The 20,554-nt window shown below is 44.7% G+C and carries 16 protein-coding genes; all 16 read right to left on the bottom strand.

Features of this window, described 5'->3' with window-relative positions; translation table 11 throughout:
- Window positions 1-8: 8 nt before the first annotated feature.
- A complete protein-coding gene (pknB, locus tag BLS49_RS06980; protein ID WP_091227847.1) occupies window positions 9-2,198 on the bottom strand; it encodes a Stk1 family PASTA domain-containing Ser/Thr kinase in 2,190 nt (729 codons plus the stop codon).
- Window positions 2,195-2,968, bottom strand: a complete 774-nt coding sequence (locus BLS49_RS06975; protein ID WP_091227845.1) for a Stp1/IreP family PP2C-type Ser/Thr phosphatase — start codon at window positions 2,966-2,968, stop codon at window positions 2,195-2,197. The genes pknB and BLS49_RS06975 overlap by 4 nt, the downstream gene beginning before the upstream one ends.
- A gap of 6 nt (window positions 2,969-2,974) precedes the next feature.
- Window positions 2,975-4,021, bottom strand: coding sequence for a dual-specificity RNA methyltransferase RlmN (rlmN, locus tag BLS49_RS06970; RefSeq protein WP_091227843.1), 1,047 nt, complete (start codon window positions 4,019-4,021; stop codon window positions 2,975-2,977).
- Between the two features lie 93 nt (window positions 4,022-4,114).
- Entirely contained in the window at window positions 4,115-7,336 is a 3,222-nt protein-coding gene (locus BLS49_RS06965; RefSeq protein ID WP_245742288.1) for a DUF5704 domain-containing protein, read from the bottom strand.
- Between the two features lie 40 nt (window positions 7,337-7,376).
- Window positions 7,377-8,303 carry a copper amine oxidase N-terminal domain-containing protein gene (locus BLS49_RS06960; RefSeq protein ID WP_091227841.1) on the bottom strand — a complete coding sequence of 309 codons (927 nt, stop codon included), beginning with the start codon at window positions 8,301-8,303 and terminating at the stop codon, window positions 7,377-7,379.
- Window positions 8,304-8,559: 256 nt separating this feature from the next.
- Entirely contained in the window at window positions 8,560-9,978 is a 1,419-nt protein-coding gene (gene rsmB, locus BLS49_RS06955; RefSeq protein WP_091227840.1) for a 16S rRNA (cytosine(967)-C(5))-methyltransferase RsmB, read from the bottom strand.
- The gene (gene fmt / locus BLS49_RS06950) at window positions 9,975-10,919 is read right to left on the bottom strand and encodes a methionyl-tRNA formyltransferase (RefSeq protein ID WP_091227922.1); all 945 of its coding nucleotides are present in this window, start codon (window positions 10,917-10,919) and stop codon (window positions 9,975-9,977) included. The genes rsmB and fmt overlap by 4 nt, the downstream gene beginning before the upstream one ends.
- A gap of 8 nt (window positions 10,920-10,927) precedes the next feature.
- Window positions 10,928-11,410, bottom strand: coding sequence for a peptide deformylase (gene def, locus BLS49_RS06945; protein WP_091227838.1), 483 nt, complete (start codon window positions 11,408-11,410; stop codon window positions 10,928-10,930).
- Between the two features lie 86 nt (window positions 11,411-11,496).
- The gene (gene priA, locus BLS49_RS06940; protein ID WP_091227836.1) at window positions 11,497-14,031 is read right to left on the bottom strand and encodes a primosomal protein N'; all 2,535 of its coding nucleotides are present in this window, start codon (window positions 14,029-14,031) and stop codon (window positions 11,497-11,499) included.
- Window positions 14,028-15,248, bottom strand: coding sequence for a bifunctional phosphopantothenoylcysteine decarboxylase/phosphopantothenate--cysteine ligase CoaBC (gene coaBC, locus BLS49_RS06935; RefSeq protein ID WP_091227835.1), 1,221 nt, complete (start codon window positions 15,246-15,248; stop codon window positions 14,028-14,030). Before coaBC ends, priA begins: the two co-directional genes overlap by 4 nt.
- Window positions 15,249-15,367: 119 nt before the next feature.
- On the bottom strand, window positions 15,368-15,589 hold the full coding sequence (gene rpoZ, locus BLS49_RS06930) for a DNA-directed RNA polymerase subunit omega (RefSeq protein ID WP_091227833.1): 222 nt from the start codon (window positions 15,587-15,589) through the stop codon (window positions 15,368-15,370).
- Between the two features lie 43 nt (window positions 15,590-15,632).
- On the bottom strand, window positions 15,633-16,211 hold the full coding sequence (gene gmk, locus BLS49_RS06925; protein ID WP_091227832.1) for a guanylate kinase: 579 nt from the start codon (window positions 16,209-16,211) through the stop codon (window positions 15,633-15,635).
- A gap of 13 nt (window positions 16,212-16,224) precedes the next feature.
- On the bottom strand, window positions 16,225-16,485 hold the full coding sequence (gene remA / locus BLS49_RS06920; RefSeq protein ID WP_091227830.1) for an extracellular matrix/biofilm regulator RemA: 261 nt from the start codon (window positions 16,483-16,485) through the stop codon (window positions 16,225-16,227).
- A 50-nt stretch (window positions 16,486-16,535) separates the two neighbouring features.
- Window positions 16,536-17,423 carry a YicC/YloC family endoribonuclease gene (locus BLS49_RS06915; protein ID WP_091227921.1) on the bottom strand — a complete coding sequence of 296 codons (888 nt, stop codon included), beginning with the start codon at window positions 17,421-17,423 and terminating at the stop codon, window positions 16,536-16,538.
- A gap of 32 nt (window positions 17,424-17,455) precedes the next feature.
- Window positions 17,456-19,354: a bifunctional homocysteine S-methyltransferase/methylenetetrahydrofolate reductase gene (locus tag BLS49_RS06910; RefSeq protein WP_091227829.1), complete on the bottom strand. Its 1,899-nt coding sequence runs from the start codon at window positions 19,352-19,354 to the stop codon at window positions 17,456-17,458.
- Between the two features lie 241 nt (window positions 19,355-19,595).
- A complete protein-coding gene (dapF, locus tag BLS49_RS06905; RefSeq protein WP_091227827.1) occupies window positions 19,596-20,429 on the bottom strand; it encodes a diaminopimelate epimerase in 834 nt (277 codons plus the stop codon).
- Window positions 20,430-20,554: the final 125 nt, after the last annotated feature.

The following is a 20,554-nucleotide window of genomic DNA, read 5'->3' as shown; positions in this document are numbered from 1 at the left end:
CCGACTGCCTATTTATTATTTTTTTCTGATTTTTTAGCAGCCTTTTCCTTTTCTTTTTTTGCTTTGCTGTTGCCTGCGTTTGCTATAGCCTTCGCAGAAGAATCAGCTGAAGATGCATGGACATTGCCGCTTGTACCCGAGTTAATTGATCCTGTATCAGGAATAGTCTCCTCGGTATTTATATCCGTATTCTCTTCGACTACTTGGTCGGGAAGCGGAACAATAGGTACGGTCCCCTGTTTGGCATCGATATAAGAAACAGGATACGTCTCTAGGAACGCTCCATCACGATGCACTGAAACTGCACCATTTTTGTTAGGAGCCAAAATCAGGGTAACCGATATATATTGCGCCTTACCAACGGTTTTAGTCCCCCATTTCCGACCTTGTCCACGTGCATCCTCATACACGATTTCAATCTTGCTCTTTCCCCCTTCAACTGCAGGGGCTACGGGTACATCATAAGTATATTCGATTGCTTCAGGTGGGTAACCTGAGCTGACAAATATCGTCACATCAGAGCCTGGAGATATGTCCTCATTTGCAGCATAAGGCCACTGTTTTATTACCAAACCAGCCTCTACTTCAAAGCTCGATTCACTCTTGATTCCGTCGCTTGCTAACTTCAGATTTTTCTCCTTAATTAAGGCTTCAGCTTCTGCCTGAGTTTTTCCTACCAAATTTGGCATCTTTACATTTTCCGGTCCCTTACTCACCTTCAGCACAATGTCATCGGCAGCGGGATCAAATTCCGAATTGGCATCAGGACTCTGACCTATAACTTTACCAGGTTCCTTATCACCACTGAATTCTTCAATTTTCCTAATCCGTGTGTCATCCACACCTAAAGGTTTCAATTGTTCAACTGCCTGAGCATAGGTTAAATCGGTCAACGGTGGCATCTTTAAAGGCGGTTTGGCCTCACTGACAGTCAAGTCAATAGAAGAGCCTTCCTTAACCGTAGTACCTTCACTTTTGCTCTGCTCGTATACGATTCCTTCATTAATGCCTTCTTTGTATAGGCGTTTGACGGTACCTACTTCAAGCTTCATCTCTGTAAGTTTGGCTGTTGCATCTGCCTCATTCAGATTGAGTACGTTTGGAACCGTAACCTCAGGAACAGTGACCATTTTATTGACGTACCAAGCAACTCCAAGCATCGCAAGCAACAAAACAACAGTGAGGCTAATCCAAAGAACAGCATTATTAGATGATTTCTTTTTCTTTTGCTCACTACGCTCTTCATTAGCCTGATTATCGCGCGACAGCTTTGATCCACCGCCGCTCTGAGCTTTGTTCATAGGTTTGATCGCTGGTACAATACGCGTGCTATCTTCATCATCATCTTCGATAAATGACAATTTCGATTCCAACCGTCTTTCCGGCAGCAAACATGTCTCCAAATCTCTCAGCATCTCGTTCGCAGATTGATAGCGTTCATTCGGATTTTTACGCATGGATTTCAGAATGATGTTCTCCACACTTTGCGGGATCATCGGATTTACCTTGCGAGGTTCATCAAATTCTTCCTGCAAATGCTTCAGTGCAACGCTGATTGGACTTTCTCCAAGAAAAGGCAATCGTCCAGTCAACATTTGATACAACACAATTCCTAAGGAATACAAGTCAGATTTTTCACCAGTTGTTACACCCTTAGCATGCTCCGGAGAAAAATAATGAACCGATCCTACAACTGAACCTGTTTGTGTTATCGTTGTTGAGGTTACAGCACGAGCGATCCCAAAATCCGTTACCTTTACGCGTCCATTTCGTCCGATTAGGATGTTATGCGGTTTGATATCACGGTGTATGATTTGATTATGATGGGCGTGATCCAGAGCGTCCGCGATTTGCGATGCTATTCGAATGGATTCTTCCACCTGCAAAGGGGCACGCTCTTTAATAATTTCGTTCAGGTTTTGGCCCTCTACATACTCCATTACAATGTAATGGACCTCATCCTCCTGGCCTACATCATATACACTTACGACATTAGGATGCGATAATGAGGCAGCGGATTGTGCTTCTCTGCGAAAACGACGAATAAACTCCTCATCATTCACAAATTGTTGACGCAGCACCTTGATAGCTACATAACGATTCAGCAAAATGTCCTGCGCTTTATAAACAAGCGCCATCCCGCCTCCGCCGATACGCTCAATAATTTGATAACGACCGCCAAGCTCATGTCCGATCATGAATTCCACTCCTTTGCGCTTAACCCGGCTTCTTCGCAATCCTCCAGAAGTACGACACTGATATTGTCGTCTCCACCTGCATTCAAGGCGTACTGAAGCATACGGTCGGCACGGTCATTCAAAGTAAGTGCGTCCGATCCAAGCATGTGGGTCATTTGTTCCAATGTTACATAATTACTAAGTCCATCACTGCACAGCAGCAAAATATCTCCAACCTCCAAAGTGACAGGATACATATCAACAACCACTTCAGGATCTGTGCCAAGTGCACGTGTTACTACGTTTCGATGCGGATGTACATGCGCTTCCTGCTGACTAATTTGTTTGTTTTTTAATAGCTCATTAACCAGGGAATGGTCATCGGTCAATTGAGCCATCGTTCCTTGGGAGAACTTGTACACACGGCTGTCACCGATGTGCCCGATCATTCCTTCTCGTTCGCCAATCAGCACGGCAACTACCGTTGTACCCATGCTGCGGTATTCTTCATGTTCCGAGGCTTCCTTAAACACAATTTTATTGGATCGAAGTATGGCTTCTCTCAACTTCTCGCCACATTCACTTGCTGACAGACCCGCTGGAAGCGAAGATAACTGTTCTACAAGCGTCTCCACAGTTAAACGGCTAGCAGTATCTCCGGCTTGATGGCCACCCATCCCGTCGGCAACAATAGCTAGCGTATAACCATTTTCCAGCTTACCAACCCAAGTACTGTCTTCATTTACCGTGCGAACACGTCCCACATCACTGATACTAACCGTTTTAATCAAACTTTATCACCTCGCTTGAGACTCCATGTGTTTCGCTCGCAACTGTCCGCAGGCTGCCGCAATATCATGTCCTTGCTCTCGACGGATCGTTACGTTGATACCCTTGTCAGCCAAAATGCGTTGAAACTGGAAAATGTCATTACGGGAAGTTCTAACGTACTTGCGCTCTGGTACGTGATTTACCGGAATCAGGTTAACATGGCACAACATGTCCTTCAGCACTTCAGCCAATTCCTCAGCATGTTCCGGTTGATCGTTGACCCCGCCAATCAAGGCGTATTCAAAAGTAATTCTTCGGCCGGTTTTAGCGATGTAATAACGAAGAGCCTCCATCACATCAGCAAACGGAAAACGGCGGTTTACCGGCATAAGCTTTGAACGAAGCGCATCGTTAGGAGCATGAATGGAAATCGCCAGATTGATCTGTGTATTTTCATCTGCAAATTTATAAATGTTCGGCACAATTCCACTCGTTGATACAGTAATATGCCGTTGTCCAATGTTCAAGCCCTTTTCATGGATCATAATTCGCAAAAATTTCATCGTTTCTTCATAGTTTTCGAAGGGTTCCCCTGTACCCATGATGACAATACTGCTGACACGCTCATCACGAGTATCCAAAATTTTCTGAGCCTGTACAACTTGAGCCACAATTTCACCCGCCGTCAGATCCCGTTTCAGGCCTCCAAGCGTTGACGCACAGAACGTACAGCCCACTCTACAACCTACCTGAGTTGTAACGCAAATGCTGTTGCCGTAGTTATGCTTCATGATAACTGTTTCAATTGCGTGGTCATCATGCAGGCCGAACAGAAATTTAACTGTTCCATCCTTCGATTCAAACTTGGTAATTTCTTTTAACGTTACAAAAGCAAATTGCTCATCCAGCTTCTCACGCATCGTCTTGGACAAATTGGTCATCTCGTCAAACGAATTAACTCGTTTTACATATAACCAATCAAAAATCTGTCCACCCCGAAATGCAGGCTCACCTTGCTCCACTGCCCATTGCTGCAACTCTTCCAATGTATAATCGTATATAAAGGGTTTCATACTCACGCACCTATTCTGAAAATTTATCAACATGTTGTCCTCACTCATTCTTCCTATTTTAGCATAAATCACGATTACACTAAAGTATAAGGGTTAGTGAGTTACCATAGACTTAAAATCATCCCGACTTGAAGTGTTTGCATCATAGAATACAACATCTCCATCCATCAGTTGATAGCTGATTCCATTAGGCCCCTTCACGTTGCGAAAAAAGCCTTCCATTTGTACCCACTGATTCATAAGCGGCGCATGAATGTACTGAAGATATGGTTTATCGACCACACCATTCCGAACAGTCTGAATGTTAAAATTCACGACAATATAACCATTCTTCAGGAAAATAGGGGATCGATCAGTAAGCCCACCATGAGTTCGTCCATATTCCGCCACATTCGTCCCCGATTTCACGGCATATAGATCTGACGGTAGACTGTATTCTCCGTACCACTTCTGTACAGAAGCGTTAACTCTGGATTGATCTACACCGGACGGAATTTCGGTTTTTGGTCCTATCAAGGTTCGTACCTGCTCAGTTAATGTAAGTAGACTCAAGCTTCCAACCGGAGTCTTTTGCTTCGCTGTATAAGAAATATATCGCTGCACAAATTGGCTTCTCCCGATACCGGCCACCTGACTAAATGTATAGTCATAATCGTATTTGTATAGCGCAGTATCCGTCATTTCCTCTACCGGAACATTTCTAAGCCGATCATTTAGAATTACATAACGGGATATCTTGTCACGAGAAGACCCGACTTGAACATAACTGCTATTGCTAGAATGGTAATATAGATCAATCGGTATTCTTTCGCCCCCTTGCGAGCTTTGAAAATAAAACGTTGGCGAAATAAGTATCTGATCCCTAACCCCAAACATATTCCCCTTGCTTTTTAGATCAAATTTAAAGTGGTATCCCGTTTTTACCACAGCATTCTTATACAATGGATGGCTTCCTGGTCTAATTGGCAGCGTATATCTGGAAGAATTCCCTCTAGCCACCCCATCGATGCCATTAAGCCCTACCCAGTAGGACACGCCTGTAGGGAGTGAACTTCCCTGCTTGCTTCTGAACACCGTCTCCCAATTGTAATCTGCAATATCGGTAATCCGAAAATCATAAACTCGCCCGATAGCATCTACAGCTACAATGTCGTAAGCAATATGATTACTTAAACTAAGATTTGCGTTAGTCTGCTGAGCGGCACCAGCTGGTGCATTATGTGCAATAGTGCGAAACTCAACATCATAGAAGCCCTCATCTACCCACACCGGCAGAAAAAAACTGAATGACTCTTTAGACTTGTCAACTTCAATCCAGGTATTTTTTGGATAAAAATACGCCTTCGTCCCATCATATACGTCGAACGGAAAGCGCACCTGCTTGCTGCCTATGTATTTATAGTAATTACGATTCCCGTATCCTAAATAATTCGTGTGCTGACCGCTGTTGGGTAATTTTACCGTGAAAGGTCGATCTAAAATAATGGCTGATCGTCCTGCAGCTGGTGTCGTCTTCTGATTATGTGCTTTATCATCAGATACGTCTGGATAAATCACGACTGGTGTATGAACGGTAACCGGATTAATCCAATAAATCGGATAGTCTTTTGTCGCTGAACCGTTAACCTGTCCGTAAAAGATAGTACCTGTGCTTGGTTGATTCGCTCTATTCGTCTTCGACATTGGAACCGTATTATTAGGACTATAAAGGACGTTATCTTGAGTCAAAGGAGCCGTTGGAATTGGTGAAGGTGCGGGTCCAGCTCCAGTTGTTGATGATCCATTCATAAGCGCCTGATTTTTAAAAGTAAATGTATCATTATTAACAGTTACGCTTACAGCCCGTTCGGCAGCTGCCTCCGGATCTCCATCATGTGGAACTGAAACATTTGGAACATCTGACGGCTCATAACCACTGGTTTGTTCTACAACGTAGGAAGGTGGGCTATAGCCACTAGGTTGTATTCGAATGCCACCACCATCAAAAGCATAATTCCATAAAGCAGATTCATTGATTTTGTAGACTTCCACCTCTTTAACCGTCCAGAATGAATAATCTTTATCAACCTGAACTTGAACCGTAGATGGTTCCCCTGCTTCCTCTTCTGGCGGTGGTGGAGGGGGCAGAATGGTTACATTTACGGAAAAGGTGCAGGAGCCTGTCATTTCTTGATAATCATACTTATGCAAATATTCCTTAGACCACACATTTCCGTATAGACTTTCCGTTGTCGGTATTCCATCGGACACATTAAAGCGCTCGCTGCCGCGACTATCCGCTCTAATAACTGCACTCACATTCGGATTAAGATCTTCACCGTTCATAGTTTGGCCTGCTGATGGATCAGTACATTGAACCCCTGGATCTGGCTCTTTACATCCCGGGCTATCTGGATTTTCGATGCAAGGGTCTGTCCCAACAGGATCATAGTAAAAATAGACATAATAGTATGAATAAGACCCATCATAGTAAAATTTCCCCGGTCCTTCCCCAACCAGTATGGCTCCCCCTGACGGTGCTTCCCTCGTACTCTTCTTATAACCTTTATACGTATATTTTGCTGTACCAGTGGGATTTTTGTATTCGTAATCCTTATTCTTAATAAGTGTTTCTTTGTAGTCCCTGAAACCATCTACTCCATTAAGAGATACACCGCTAGTAGTAAAATGTTTGATAATGGCTTGTCCTTCCAGTGGTTCTAGTTCGGCTTTAAAGAGGATGGGGAAGTAGTAACGAGAACCCAATACATTGTCCGCCAACCCTGTTGTATCTAATGGTTCTGGTGTTTGTCCTTCGGTTAGTGTGAATGTTTCATTAATAATAATCGAAGCTTTGTCTGTTCCTATCCCGATTTGGTCATTTTTAATCGCAACGGAATGCACATAGGCAAAGGTTTTCTCTAGTTCTTCCCACTTCAATCCGTATCTTGCATAGGAGAACATTTTTTCTGTCCATTCTTGATTTTCACCGTCTACCCTTAACTCATTAAATGGCATCGCTGTAATGCTTTTTATTTTTCTTCCTGGGTACTTCATCTGATATTCCCAATCATAGTGCGCTTCATCCATTGTTGATCCTGGTTTAAGCACCCCTCCGATATATGGGTCTTCAATGTATTCCCCTGTTGAATTCGTCCAAATATCAGCATAGCCCATTCCCACGGAATAATAAACATTTTCATTTTGCTCACTTTTAGTCCATAGTAAGACAACCGGCCCTTTTACTCCTGCAGCTGCTTGCAGCTCAATTCCTTGAAACAAGAATGAAATCATACATAGAACAGGTAGTAGTACTAAAAGGATTTTTTTTAACACGAAGTATCTCCTTTCCCGCCAAATTGAGAATTAAATCACCCTATTTGAATGGGTTCAAGATCATTCTGGCGCTGTCATCACCAAAGGAACCTGTTAAAAAGAAATAATCAAAACTTTTGGTGGTGAATTTCTTCCAATTTTCATCTTTATATATAGCTTTATCTCTTGCATCCTTAATAACAATTTGAATGATAAAGGTTCCATCCGATTGCTCAACAATATGACCGGATCTTGGTCGAATATCCCCATCTCCAATTAATAAGTACATAGTCAATCTTTTAGGTCCTTTGAATCTTATGTACATGATTTCTTCTATTCCTTCGCGCACCAGCCACATATCTAAAAGCGTTTTGTCTCCAATAACGACTGGCATATCTTCATAAGATACCATCCTTGCTTTAGTTCTTTTTTTCTCTTCCCCATAAGGTGCAATAAAATTATCCTTTCCTTCAAAATACTCCTCATAAGGTGTCAAATCCTGAAGTTCCGTAACCTCCTCAATATCCGGAACCTCTTGACTCCCGATCCAAACCCAATTCCCCACTTGATCCCAGGTCACCTTCTCACCCAGATTCTCACTCACAAAACGAAGTGGTACATAAGTCCGTCCATTAATCGCTTTCGCAACGGTATCCATCGTCACTGACTTACCATCAACGATAGCAACCTTACTCCCCAAGGTGAGTTTAATAGACTTTCTATTTTTCTCATACGTTACTGTCTGAGCGTCAAAACCAATCTTCGCACCCAAAGCCTCACCAATACCCCGAAGCGGGACTTGAACCCGTTTGTCTTCAACAAACGGATCTCCGCCATCAAATTTCACTTTACGAGCGTCAACAAGTACAGCCAGTTTTTTGCTGCCAGCGACTGGTTTAATTTCGGCTGCGTTAATAGACGACCCTCCTACACCAAGTACACCTAATCCCAAAGCACCAGTCAAAAAAGCTGTCATCAACTTTTTCACAAGACTACCTCCTACACATTATTTTCTCAAACCAAGGAATTTCCCCCACAGAAAGAGGTACTGTTCCCCTACACCCCTATTCCTTTCTATCAAATGGATCTGATTACCTCCTTTAAAATTACTAATTTGATAAAATTAGGAAATTTGACAAATAAAAAGCACACCCTTATCTATCGACTCGCGATAATAAAGGTGTGCTTCACCATTTCCAGTATATACCATTAACATCCTGTTAGTAAATGTTATCTTTACATTACTATTTTGTACGCTTGACCAGTCGAGCAATATAGAAACCATCGGAATGATAATCCTGCGGCAAAATTTGAAGACCGATCGGTTCTCTGGTTGCAGCTTCGCTCAACTCTGTCCAGCTATCGGGCATCTCAGGAGATACTTCAAATTCAGGATGACGTTCAAGAAATTGCTCCACCATCTCCGTGTTCTCGCTTTTTTCAATCGTACAAGTGCTATATACGAGCATGCCACCTGGCTTAAGCAAACCACAGACTGCGTCCAGGAGCTCACTTTGAATTGCTGAGATCTCCTCGATATCACTAGGTGACTTGGTCCATTTCAGGTCAGGCTTTCTACGAATAACGCCAAGGCCTGAGCATGGAGCATCCAGTAATATTCGTTCAAAAGATTCTGGCGGATATTGCTCGGCCAACTTCACTGCATCACCAGACAAAGTGCGGACATTGTTAAGACCCAGCCGCTTAGCTTGATCCTCAATCAGCTTCGCCTTATGGGGATGAATATCGTTGGCAATGACAGTTCCGCTGCCAGCAAGCTTTTCAGCAATATGACAAGTCTTCCCGCCCGGAGCAGCGCAGCAATCCAGCACAGACATTCCAGTCTGTGGATCAACCGCTTCACCTACCAGCATAGAGCTTTCATCCTGAATGGATAATAACCCTTCTTTATACCAAGAGGTTAACGCCATATTGCCACCGCTCATGACAATAATACCATCTTCTGAGACAAAGGATGGAATTGCTTCAATTCCTTGTTCTTTCATGGATTCAATGAGCTTGTCCCTGCTGACTTGAGAAGTATTCACTCTGACGCTTACCGATGGAGGTTCATTGTTCGCCTTGCAAATCTCCTCGGCGGTGTCCTCGCCGAACTGCTGTACCCATTTGGCTACAAGCCATTCCGGATGAGAATGCTCTAATGCAATCCTGGTGATCGAAGTAAGCTCCTTCGGTATTTGCAGTTCTTCCTTCCTCCGAAGTACATTGCGCAGCACCCCGTTTACCATGCCGGATATCCCCTGATGCCCACGCTTCTTTGCGATGTTAACAGCTTCGTTCACAGCCGCATGTGGCGGGATACGATCCAGATAATACAGCTGGTAAAAACTGAGTCTGAGCAAATTGCGGACCCATGGCTGAAGCTTGGCCATTCCTTTGGCAACGAACTGTTCCAGAAAATAATCGATCGTGTTCTGCCGAGAAATCGTACCATACACCAATTCCGTAGCTAGCCCAGCATCTGCAGGTGTCAAACCAGACTTTTGCAGGGCACCGTTAAGCAGCAAATTGCTGTATGCTCCTTCCTGCTCAACTGCTGTCAGGACCTGAAGCGCAGTATCACGTGCAGAAGCGGGTGCTTTCTTTTTTCCAGCTCCGTGTCCCGATGGTCCTTTATTTGATGCACCCCTGCGATCACTCATGACAGAACCGTACCTTTCTTCATAAGGCCCCCGCGAATAAATTCAGATGTTTCCATCGTTTTTTTGCCTGCTGGCTGTACCCGAGTAAGGAGAACAGATCCATCTCCAGTTTTAACCTCAATTCCATCCCCCGACAAATGAAGCACTGTACCAGGAACTTCTCCTGAAGAACTGCCAACTCCTGCTTGAGTTGGTTTGGCAATTTCCCATATTTTAAAAACTTCCTCATTCCACAACGTAAAACCGCCAGAAAACGGAACAAGCCCCCTCACTCTATTGAAAACCTCACGGGAGGAGGCACTCCAATCAATGCGTTCATCTTCACGTGATAAATTTCGAGCATACGTGGATTCCTCATCATTTTGAGGAATGCGATCAGCCGTACCATCCAACACACGCGGAAGCTGCTCGATGAGCAGCTTGGCCCCGGCGATACTCAATTTTTCAAAAATCGTGCCCGAAGTATCCTTATCTTCAATCGGTACAACAGATTTCGCAATCATATCTCCCGTGTCCAAACCTTCTGCCATATACATCAACGTAATGCCCGTTTCCTTCTCTCCATTGATGATGGAGCGTTGAATAGGAGCGCCACCTCTATATTTAGGAAGCAAAGAACCATGCACGTTCAGACATCCGTACTGCGGCATTTCAAGCACCGCCGCCGGTAAAATTTGACCATACGCAGCGGTAACAATTAGGTCCGGAGACAATGCAGCAAGCTCTTCCACAGCTTCCGGGGAGCGCATACGCTGCGGCTGCAAAACAGGTAAACCATATTTTAATGCCGCTTCTTTAACCGGAGTTGGAGTAAGTATTTTTTTCCGTCCTTGCGGACGATCCGGTTGGGTCACTACCCCAACCACGTTATACCCTTCCTTGATCAGGGATTCCAGGGAAGGGACTGCAAAATCCGGGGTTCCCATAAATACGATGTTCACTTGAAACATCACTCCTTCTCTTCACCTTCGGAGGTAATTTGATACACTCTTTCAGCTACATCCGTGTACAAAACACCATTTAAATGATCGATTTCATGCTGGAACGCTCTTGCAAGCAGATCAGAACCAGTATAGGTCACTTCGTTACCATTGCGGTCAAGACCTTTTACGGTCACAGTCAGAGCACGGCGTACATCACCACGGTACCCGGGAATACTGAGACATCCTTCAGGACCAAACTGCTCTCCTTCGCTTGACACAATTTCCGGATTAATCAGTTCAATCAAGCCATTATCATCGCCCACATCAACTACAATCAGACGTTTCAAAATGCCTACTTGAGGAGCGGCCAGGCCAACACCTTCAGCATCGTACATTGTATCCGCCATATCCGTCAGCAGCTTCTGCACGTTCGGAGTAATTTTTTTAACTTCCTTGGCCATCTGATGCAATACCTCGTCAGGTTCATTTACTATGATACGAATTGCCATTCAAAGCACCATCCCATCCACTAGGTTTGTTCAAAAACTAATTTTTGAACTATATATACATTTTTAATATCCTTTTGAATTATATGTTACATCAACATTTGTGGGTCCACATCGATACTAATCTGTAAAGAAGAATCACGCAAGTTATGATGCGTAGTCAGTGCTATTTCCCTAACGAGACCTACAACATCCATTGAACCGCGGTACTTCACCATACATTGAAATCTATATCTATTCTTGATCCGCGGAATTGGAGAGGCAACCGGCCCCATAATATCAAGTGCTTCGGAAGAAAAACGATCCAGATTGCCATACCATCCCAACCGCTGGGCTTTGAGCCTTATATCTCCGGCAAAATTTTCAGCCATACGTAGTAACAGGGGCAGCTTTTCATGCGACAGCGTAACAAGAATCAGCTTGCTATAAGGCGGATAATGCAATCCCTTCCTGTATTTAAGCTCCTCGCGAACAAATGAATCATAGTCATGACCACTGGCATGAACAACCGAATAATGCTCCGGCATATATGTCTGTATGAACACTTCACCTGGCAATTGATGCCGTCCAGCTCGGCCTGCTACTTGCGTCAATAATTGAAATGTTTTCTCAGCGGCGCGGAAATCCGGCAAATTAAGCGCCGTGTCCGCAGCGATCACACCAACCAAAGTCACATCTGGAAAATCAAGTCCTTTAGCAACCATTTGCGTTCCGAGCAGAACATCGCCTTTTTTCTCTCGGAAAGCTTTTAACAGCTTCTCATGTGCTCCCTTTTCACTTGTCGTATCCACATCCATGCGAACGACCCGAATACCAGGAAACAGCTTGGCTAGCTCGCCTTCAACGCGCTGAGTACCTGTACCAAAATATCTGATATGCTCACTTCCGCATTCCGGACACACCGACGGAGCAGGAGTGGCATAACCGCAGTAGTGACATCGTAAATTGTTCGATTTTTGGTGATAGGTCAGCGAAATATCACAATCCGGACAACCTGCAACATACCCGCATGTTCGGCACATCACAAACGTTGAATATCCTCGCCGATTCAAGAAAAGAACAGTCTGTTCACCACGCTCCAGCCTGGAGGCAATTCCAGCATGAAGCGCCCTGCTAAACATCGAACGATTTCCGTCTCGAAGCTCCTCACGCATATCTACTATGTGTACAGCTGGCAAATGGCTTCCTGAAGGTCGCTGCTTCATCTCCAGCAGCACTGGTGCAAATTTATCATCAACCTGAGATCTTGCCGCGTAATAGCTTTCAAGCGAAGGGGTCGCTGAACCTAAAATGACGACCGCCCCATGCTGGCGCGCCCTGTGGACTGCCACATCTCTGGCGTGATACTTGGGGGTCTCTTCCTGCTTATAGGATGTCTCATGCTCCTCATCCATAACGATAAGCCCTAAATTACGGAAAGGAGCAAAAATAGCTGAGCGAGCGCCAATAGCAACCTGAACCTTGCCCTCCCGTATTTTACGCCATTCATCATAACGTTCACCATGCGACAATCGACTGTGAAGAAGGGCCACCTTGCTGCCAAAACGACCTTTAAACCGTTCTACCATTTGCGGCGTGAGCGAGATTTCTGGAACCAGCACAATAGCCTGCCGCTCCGAAGAAATACACCGTTCTATCGTTTGTAGATATACCTCAGTTTTGCCACTCCCCGTGACGCCATGCAGCAAAAAGGTTCCAAAAGTTCTGTCATCCAGTGCTGCCGAAATTCGGGAATAGACAACGTCCTGTTCAGGAGTCCGCTGAAGAGGTTCGGTCCCTTTAAACCGCCGATTCTGATAAGGATCTCGGAACACTTCTACTTCTTCAATAACCGCGTAGCCTTTTTCCTCCAGTTTTTTCACTGTACCCGCAGTAACCCGAAGAGTCGACAACACTTCTTGAAGAGATAAAGGCATTCCTACTTCTAGCAAAAATTGCAGCACTTCCTTTTGACGACGTGCCTGGGCTGTAAATGAGGATAGGGCTGCCTCCGCCTCGTTCCCGCTCACTGTTGCAGCTACAGTCTTCACCATTTTTTTACGAACCTTATCCTTGATTAACTGGACCTCGGACAAAACGCCCTGACTAATAAGCCCTTTGATGATCCCGGCTTGTCCAGGAAAACGGGTATTTAAATGATCCAATGTAACGCTGCCGCTTGCCTTAACGTAGGTGACGATTTCCTCCTCTTCACCAGTCAGCAGTGGCTGCATAACAAACAGAGAGTCCGCGCTGTCCCCATAGCTCTCTTTCTCTTGCTCTGCCACAGAAATATACCGTTCGGCTTTTCCTTTCAATGCTGCCGGAATCATCGCCTGAAGCGAGGAAATCATACTGCATGCATATTTGCGACTCATCCATTCAGCAAGCTCCACAAGATCGGGAGAAAGTGGCGGTACGAGATCAAGAAGCTCTGCAATAGGCTTAATTCGAGCTGAATCCATCTCGGAATCTTTCTTTAGCGATACTACAAAGCCCTGCACAGTACGATGTCCAAAGGGAACTCCTACCCGACTGCCCACTTCGATCCAGCCTTGCATCGATTTCGGAATTGAATAATCAAAAGGCCGGTCGGTTTCCCGACTCGGCACATCTACGATAACCTGGGCCAATCTAAAATTCATAGCTTCGCCCCCGACAACCGCTGGGCAGCAAGCTCCATAATTCGAAGTCCAACCTCGTCTTTTGATTGCAATGGCAAGGATTCAACTAGTCCGTCACCATCATAAATGCTAACAACATTCGTATCTATACCAAATCCAGCACCTGCCTTGGTTACATCATTCGCAACAAGCAGATCGCAGTTTTTCCGATGTAATTTGTCCATTGCATAATGCTCGACATTTGTCGTCTCAGCTGCAAACCCGATTAAAAATTGCGAAGTCTTTAATCGTCCAAACGTTTCAAGGATGTCGATATTTTTAACCAGCTCCAGCGTCATGGTATCGCCTGATTTTTTAATTTTCTGCTCCGATACCTCTTTTGGACGATAGTCAGCAACAGCCGCCGATTTCACCAAAATATCTGTGTCATTCCATTCAGCCGCAACTGCATCATACATCTCTTTAGCCGATTCCAGTGAAATGACTTTTACACCCGAAGGGGGGGCAAGCTTCGTATTCGCCGCAATCAGCACCACGTCAGCTCCGAGCTCACAGGCTGCCTTCGCGATCGCAAAGCCCATTTTCCCAGAAGAATCGTTAGATATGTATCTGACAGGGTCAATGCGTTCCACCGTCCCTCCAGCAGTTACAACGACCTTCTTACCTGCAAGAGGGCGAAGAGCAATTTTATTCTGACGATCAAAAAAGGAATTTACTACAGCGACAATTGTCTCCGGTTCTTCCATACGCCCTTTTCCAATGTAACCACAGGCTAGCAAGCCTTCTCCCGGCTCAACCATCAGTACCCCCCGAGAAGCAAGCTCTGCCAAATTCCGGCTCACCGCAGGATGAACGTACATATGCACATTCATTGCCGGAGCTATCATGATTGGTGCTTGTGTCGCAAGCAGCGTGGTGGAGAGCATATCATCAGCGATCCCGTTTGCCATTTTACCAATAATATTAGCTGTAGCCGGAGCTACCAATACAAGATCTGCCCAATCCGCCAGACTAATATGAGCTATTGTAGCAGGATTTTTTTCATCGAAAGTGTCCGTATATACGGGATTTTTAGATAATGCCTGTAAGGTCAGCTCAGTAATAAGTTTAGTTGCCGACTTCGTCATAATCACCCGAACCTCGGCTCCCTGCTGGACCAGCTTGCTGCATAACGAAGCCGCCTTAAAAGCAGCTATGCCTCCAGTAATACCAAGCAGAATTTTTTTGCCGGTTAACATCGGTATCCCTCACTTTCATATTTTAATTAATAGTATACAGAAAAAAATAACAACCTCGCGGTTGTCATAAAAAGATTGTTCATAAAATTGTCTAACGACCACGAGGTTTATTGGTTCCATTATTTAATTACTTCTGGTTCTTCTGGTACACCCTGCTTAATTTTTACGTAATCGCCGTAAATTTCTTCCAGGGCAATACCGACTTGCTTATGGGATTTAGGAGTTTTCAGCTCACTATTTTCCCCTTCTCTCAGTTGTCTTGCTCTACGAGAAGCTGCAACTACTAGGGAGTATTTGCTACCAACTTTACTAAGCATTTTATCAATGGACGGGTACAGCATGAGTAACACCTCTTCTTTGGACTAAATCGTCATTTATATAACACTATAGCTTCTTTCTAACCTTACAATGTTCGGCAGTAATGATGGATTGTATTCTTTGACAAGCTAAATCAATTTCGTCGTTAACTACCGCATAGTCATAATTTTCAAGCAAACTGATCTCATCGGCAGCAACAGACATTCTATGATCGATTGTAGCCTGATTCTCAGTTCCACGCCCTTGAATTCGACCTTTGAGTTCATCGAGGGAAGGCGGAAGCAGAAAAACAAAAATACCTTCCGAAAATTTCTCCTTGACCTTCAGTGCTCCCTGAACCTCAATTTCCAGAATAATATCTTTGCCGCTCTCAATGGTCTGTTCTACAAAATCACGAGGCGTTCCGTAAAAATTCCCTACATATTCAGCGTGCTCAAGCAACTGATCATTCTCTATCATCTCAAGAAACTGTTCACGGCTCTTGAAAAAATAGTTCACACCGTTCTCTTCACCGAGTCTAGGCTGACGAGTAGTAGCTGAGACAGAGTATACCAATTCTGGCAAGCGCTGTCTGAGTTGATTGCAGACCGTTCCTTTACCTACACCGGAAGGTCCTGATAAAACAATAAGTAACCCTTTAGACATAGTTCTCTCCATTTTATTCGTCGTTGTCGTCATCTTTGGTAGACAGGCGATGAGCTACCGTCTCAGGCTGTACCGCCGACAGAATAACATGATCGCTGTCAGTAATGATCACCGCACGCGTACGACGTCCATAAGTTGCATCGATTAGCATGTGACGATCTCTCGCCTCTTGAATAATTCGCTTAATTGGAGCAGATTCAGGACTCACAATAGAAATGATTCGGTTAGCTGATACAATATTACCAAAGCCGATGTTAATAAGTTTAATCCCCATATTCAGGCAGTTCCCCCTAATTTACTTGACTCACCTGTGCCAAATTGGCGTTATTCAAGATTAGCCGCTTGTTCACGAATTTTTTCAAGTTCTGCTTTCATTTCGACTACACGATTAACCAGTGCTAAATGATTGGCTTTGGATCCAATCGTATTCGTCTCCCGGTTCATTTCCTGTATCAAAAAATCTAGCTTTCGTCCGATAGGCTCAGAAGACTTCATAAGTCCACGGCACTGCTCGAAGTGACTTTTCAGCCTGATAAGCTCTTCGTCAATGTTAGAACGATCCCCGAATACGGCGACCTCCATGGCGAATCTTTGCTCGTCAAAAGCCCCCTCCAACAGTTCAGCAAGACGAATCTTCAATCGATTGCGATAGTCTTCTACAACCATCGGAGCATGCGATACTAGTTCAGTATGAATTTCTTGAAGTTTGAATAATCGCTGCTCCAAATCAGAAACAAGATGAAGTCCCTCCTGTTTCCGCATCTGTAGCAGCCCCTCAAGCGCTTCTCCTAAACCTTCGTTCAATACGCTCTCCCATTCATCACTGGTTGCATCTCCATCAGAGATTGGATCGGGAGAAATGAGAGCATCGGGGAGAGAAAGCAAATCCTTGGCACTTAATGAAGATTCAATGCCATATTTCTGACTCAATTCCCCAGCCGCATGCAAATATGCTTCAACAACAGATGAGTTTACTACAAATGGCAAGGAACTTTCGTCATCCCGCTCTTTGCTGATATATACATCAATCCGTCCCCGCTTGACATGACGCTGAACCAATCTTCGCAATCCGTCTTCATAGCATGTCCATTCTCGCGGCATCCGAATAACAATCTCGGAATATCGATGGTTGACGGACTTAATTTCAAACTGCAGGATATAACCGCCGTAACGCTTGGCGGAACTACCGTATCCAGTCATACTGTGAGACAAAGGCATCACATCCGTTATCCTATTGTAATTGATTATGAAGAGTGAGACAAGTGGGGTGCCATCGCTTTTGATCTCTCTCGCACATAATTCGTAAGAGTAACATTCATATCATAGAACATAAACGGAGTCATCAAATAAATCCCGTTAAAATGCTCCATCGCTGTATCCAGCAATTCCTTCGCGATTTCTACCCCCATATCCCGTCCTTGTTGTCCTTGCAATCCTTCCATTCGTTTGCGAACAGTTTCTGACAATTGGATTCCCGGCACTTCATTATGGAGATATTCCGCATTTTTTCCACTTGCGAGCGGCATGATGCCTATGAAAATCGGAATGTCCAGATGGGCAGTAGCCTCCTTGATCGCGACTATAAGCTCTGGATCATATACCGGCTGGGTCATAATGTAATCCGCTCCTGAAGCAATTTTCTTCTCCAGACGTTCAACCGCTTTGTTCAAATGTTTCACATTAGGATTAAACGCAGCACCAACTACAAAATTGGCTTTTTGCTTCAGTGGCTTGCCAGAGAAGGCTACCCCTTCATTCAATTGCTTGATCATTCGAATAATCTCAAAGGAGGTCAGATCGTATACTGAGCTAGCCCCAGGTAAGTCTCCGAAACGAGCAGGATCACCTGTCACGGCTAGAACATGATCTATCCCTAATGCATCAAAGCCCATCATATGAGATTGGGTGCCGATAAGGTTCCGATCCCGGCAGGCAATATGAACTAGAGGACGAAGTCCGAGCTCAGTCAATACAAGATGTCCAAGAGCCATATTGCTCATTCTGGTAACTGCGAGCGAATTATCCGCAAGTGTAAGTGCGTCTACCCCTGCAGCCTTAAGCGCCGCCGCACCTTCCATAAATTTGCTGATATCAAGATCCCGCGGTGGATCAAGTTCTACGATAATCGTATGACGTTCCTTGACAAGCTCGGTGATGCCTGAAGCAGAACTTGCACCGTTAGAGGCGTTGTTGGCTTCTTTTACAGCCATGTCGCTGTTGACTACGATTGCTTCTCTAACTTCTGGCAGCGGCTTCCCTTGTGACAAAGATTCAGCCTTATATCCTTGAAGAGCAGACGCGGTAGCCGCTATATGCTCAGGTGTCGTTCCGCAGCAGCCGCCAATCAATCGTGCCCCCAAATTAGCAAAAGACAATGCACATTCACCAAAATATTCAGGGCTCGCTCCATAAACATATTCTCCATCTACATAATCAGCCAATCCTGCATTAGGGAATACTGACAATGGAACGTTCAGAGGTCCTTTTAATCCCGACATCACACTCATAATTCCTTTGGGACCAGAATGACAGTTGAATCCGAACACATCAACGCCCTCGTCCTGCAAAATGCTGAAGGCTTCTGAAATTTTGTACCCGTCCATCGTACGTCCAACCTGATCAACAGCAAACTGGGCGATAATCGGAACCTGCGTCAGCTTCCGTGCTCGTCCGACCGCAATGCGCATTTCTGCCAAATCATAATAGGTTTCGAACAGCAGCGCATCAACACCTTCCGTCAAAAGAGCCGAGATTTGCTGTTCGAAATACGTGCCCATCTCCTGAACTGACACATTTACTCTTTTTCCTCCACGAATAGAGCCCACTGCACCGGCAACATACCCTTCCGACCCTGCAGCTTCTCTAGCAATACGTACTGCAGCGCGGTTAATTTCTTCAACCTGTGATTCAAGTCCAAACTTGGACAGCTTGTAATAGTTAGCAGAGAAGCTGTTCGTCTCCAAAAGCTGTGACCCTGCTTCTATATAACGGCGATGAACATCGGAAATAACGTCCGGTGAAATCAAATTCAGTTCTTCACAAGAAATACCTACCGGAGAACCGAGCTGGTACAAATACGTACCCATCGCTCCATCTCCAACCAGCACCTCATTCTCCCATCTTTTTCTCAAATCAGGTTTCAAACCTATACCTCCCTATCTAATAGAAGCAAAAACGGAAATTTATATTCAGGAAGAGGATCTCGATCCTCGTTAATGCATTACATACGAATCAATCTGATTTCATACTACTGTATCATAAATTCAGGCGATTGATAATAAGGGAAGTGATTAAGCTGTAATCAAAAAAAGCTATCCTAACAAACAGAAACACTGCTTGTAGGATAGCTCCATACACTAAGTTATTGATCCTCGCCAAGAACAATTAGAATATGTTTCCTTTAAACACAGCTTCAGCAGGACCCGTCATGTAGACGTGATTGTCATTTTCATCCCATTCGATATATAAGTCCCCACCCTTTAGCCCAATCCATGCTGCGCGATCTGTCAATCCATTCAGCACGGACGAAACGAGTGTGGCACAGGCTCCGGTACCGCAAGCCAGAGTGGGTCCAGCCCCGCGTTCCCAGACTCTCATCTCAACCCGATCACGACGGGTAACCGTTGCAAATTCTACATTAATTTTGCGTGGAAAATAGGGGTGAACTTCCAGCTTTGGTCCCCATGTTGCCAAATCAAAGTTTGGTGCATCCTCCACATAAATTACGCAATGCGGGTTACCCATAGATACGGCCGTAAAGCTAAAATCTTGACCGTCACTTTCAATAGGCTGAGCAAGTACAGGATTCGCAGCAATCGTAGTCGGCACTGTAAGTCCATCCAAAATAGGCTCTCCCATGTCAACACGAACTCTCTGTACAATTCCCTCTTCAATCTGCAAGGATACTTGCTGTACACCCGCCCCTAGCGTCTCAATTGTAATTTGCCCCTTGTCGATATACCCGTTGTCATAGACATATTTAGATACGCATCGGATTGCGTTACCGCATTGTTCAGCTTCCGTACCATCCGAGTTAATGATCCGCATTTTAAAGTCCGCTCGTTCCGAAGGTAAAATGAATACCAGTCCATCTCCTCCGATACCGAAGTAACGGTTGCACCATTTGATAGCTAGCTCCGATACATTATGAGGCAATTCCTGTTCTCCATAAAAGACAAGAAAATCATTTCCGAGTCCATGCATTTTTGTGAATTCCATACGATCTCCATCCCTTCAAATCAGCCGTACAGCGAGTGTTTTCAAAAGCATTTCAGCTATTCGCAGCCCGAGGAGCACAACTCGCTTCATGGAGTTTAGTCTATATTTTACGGGAGGGAAAAGGT

The organism is Fontibacillus panacisegetis (genome assembly GCF_900102215.1).
GTDB lineage: Bacteria > Bacillota > Bacilli > Paenibacillales > Paenibacillaceae > Fontibacillus > Fontibacillus panacisegetis.
The sequence above is the reverse complement of the archived record's forward strand: the minus strand, read 5'-3'. Positions and strand labels throughout refer to the sequence as shown.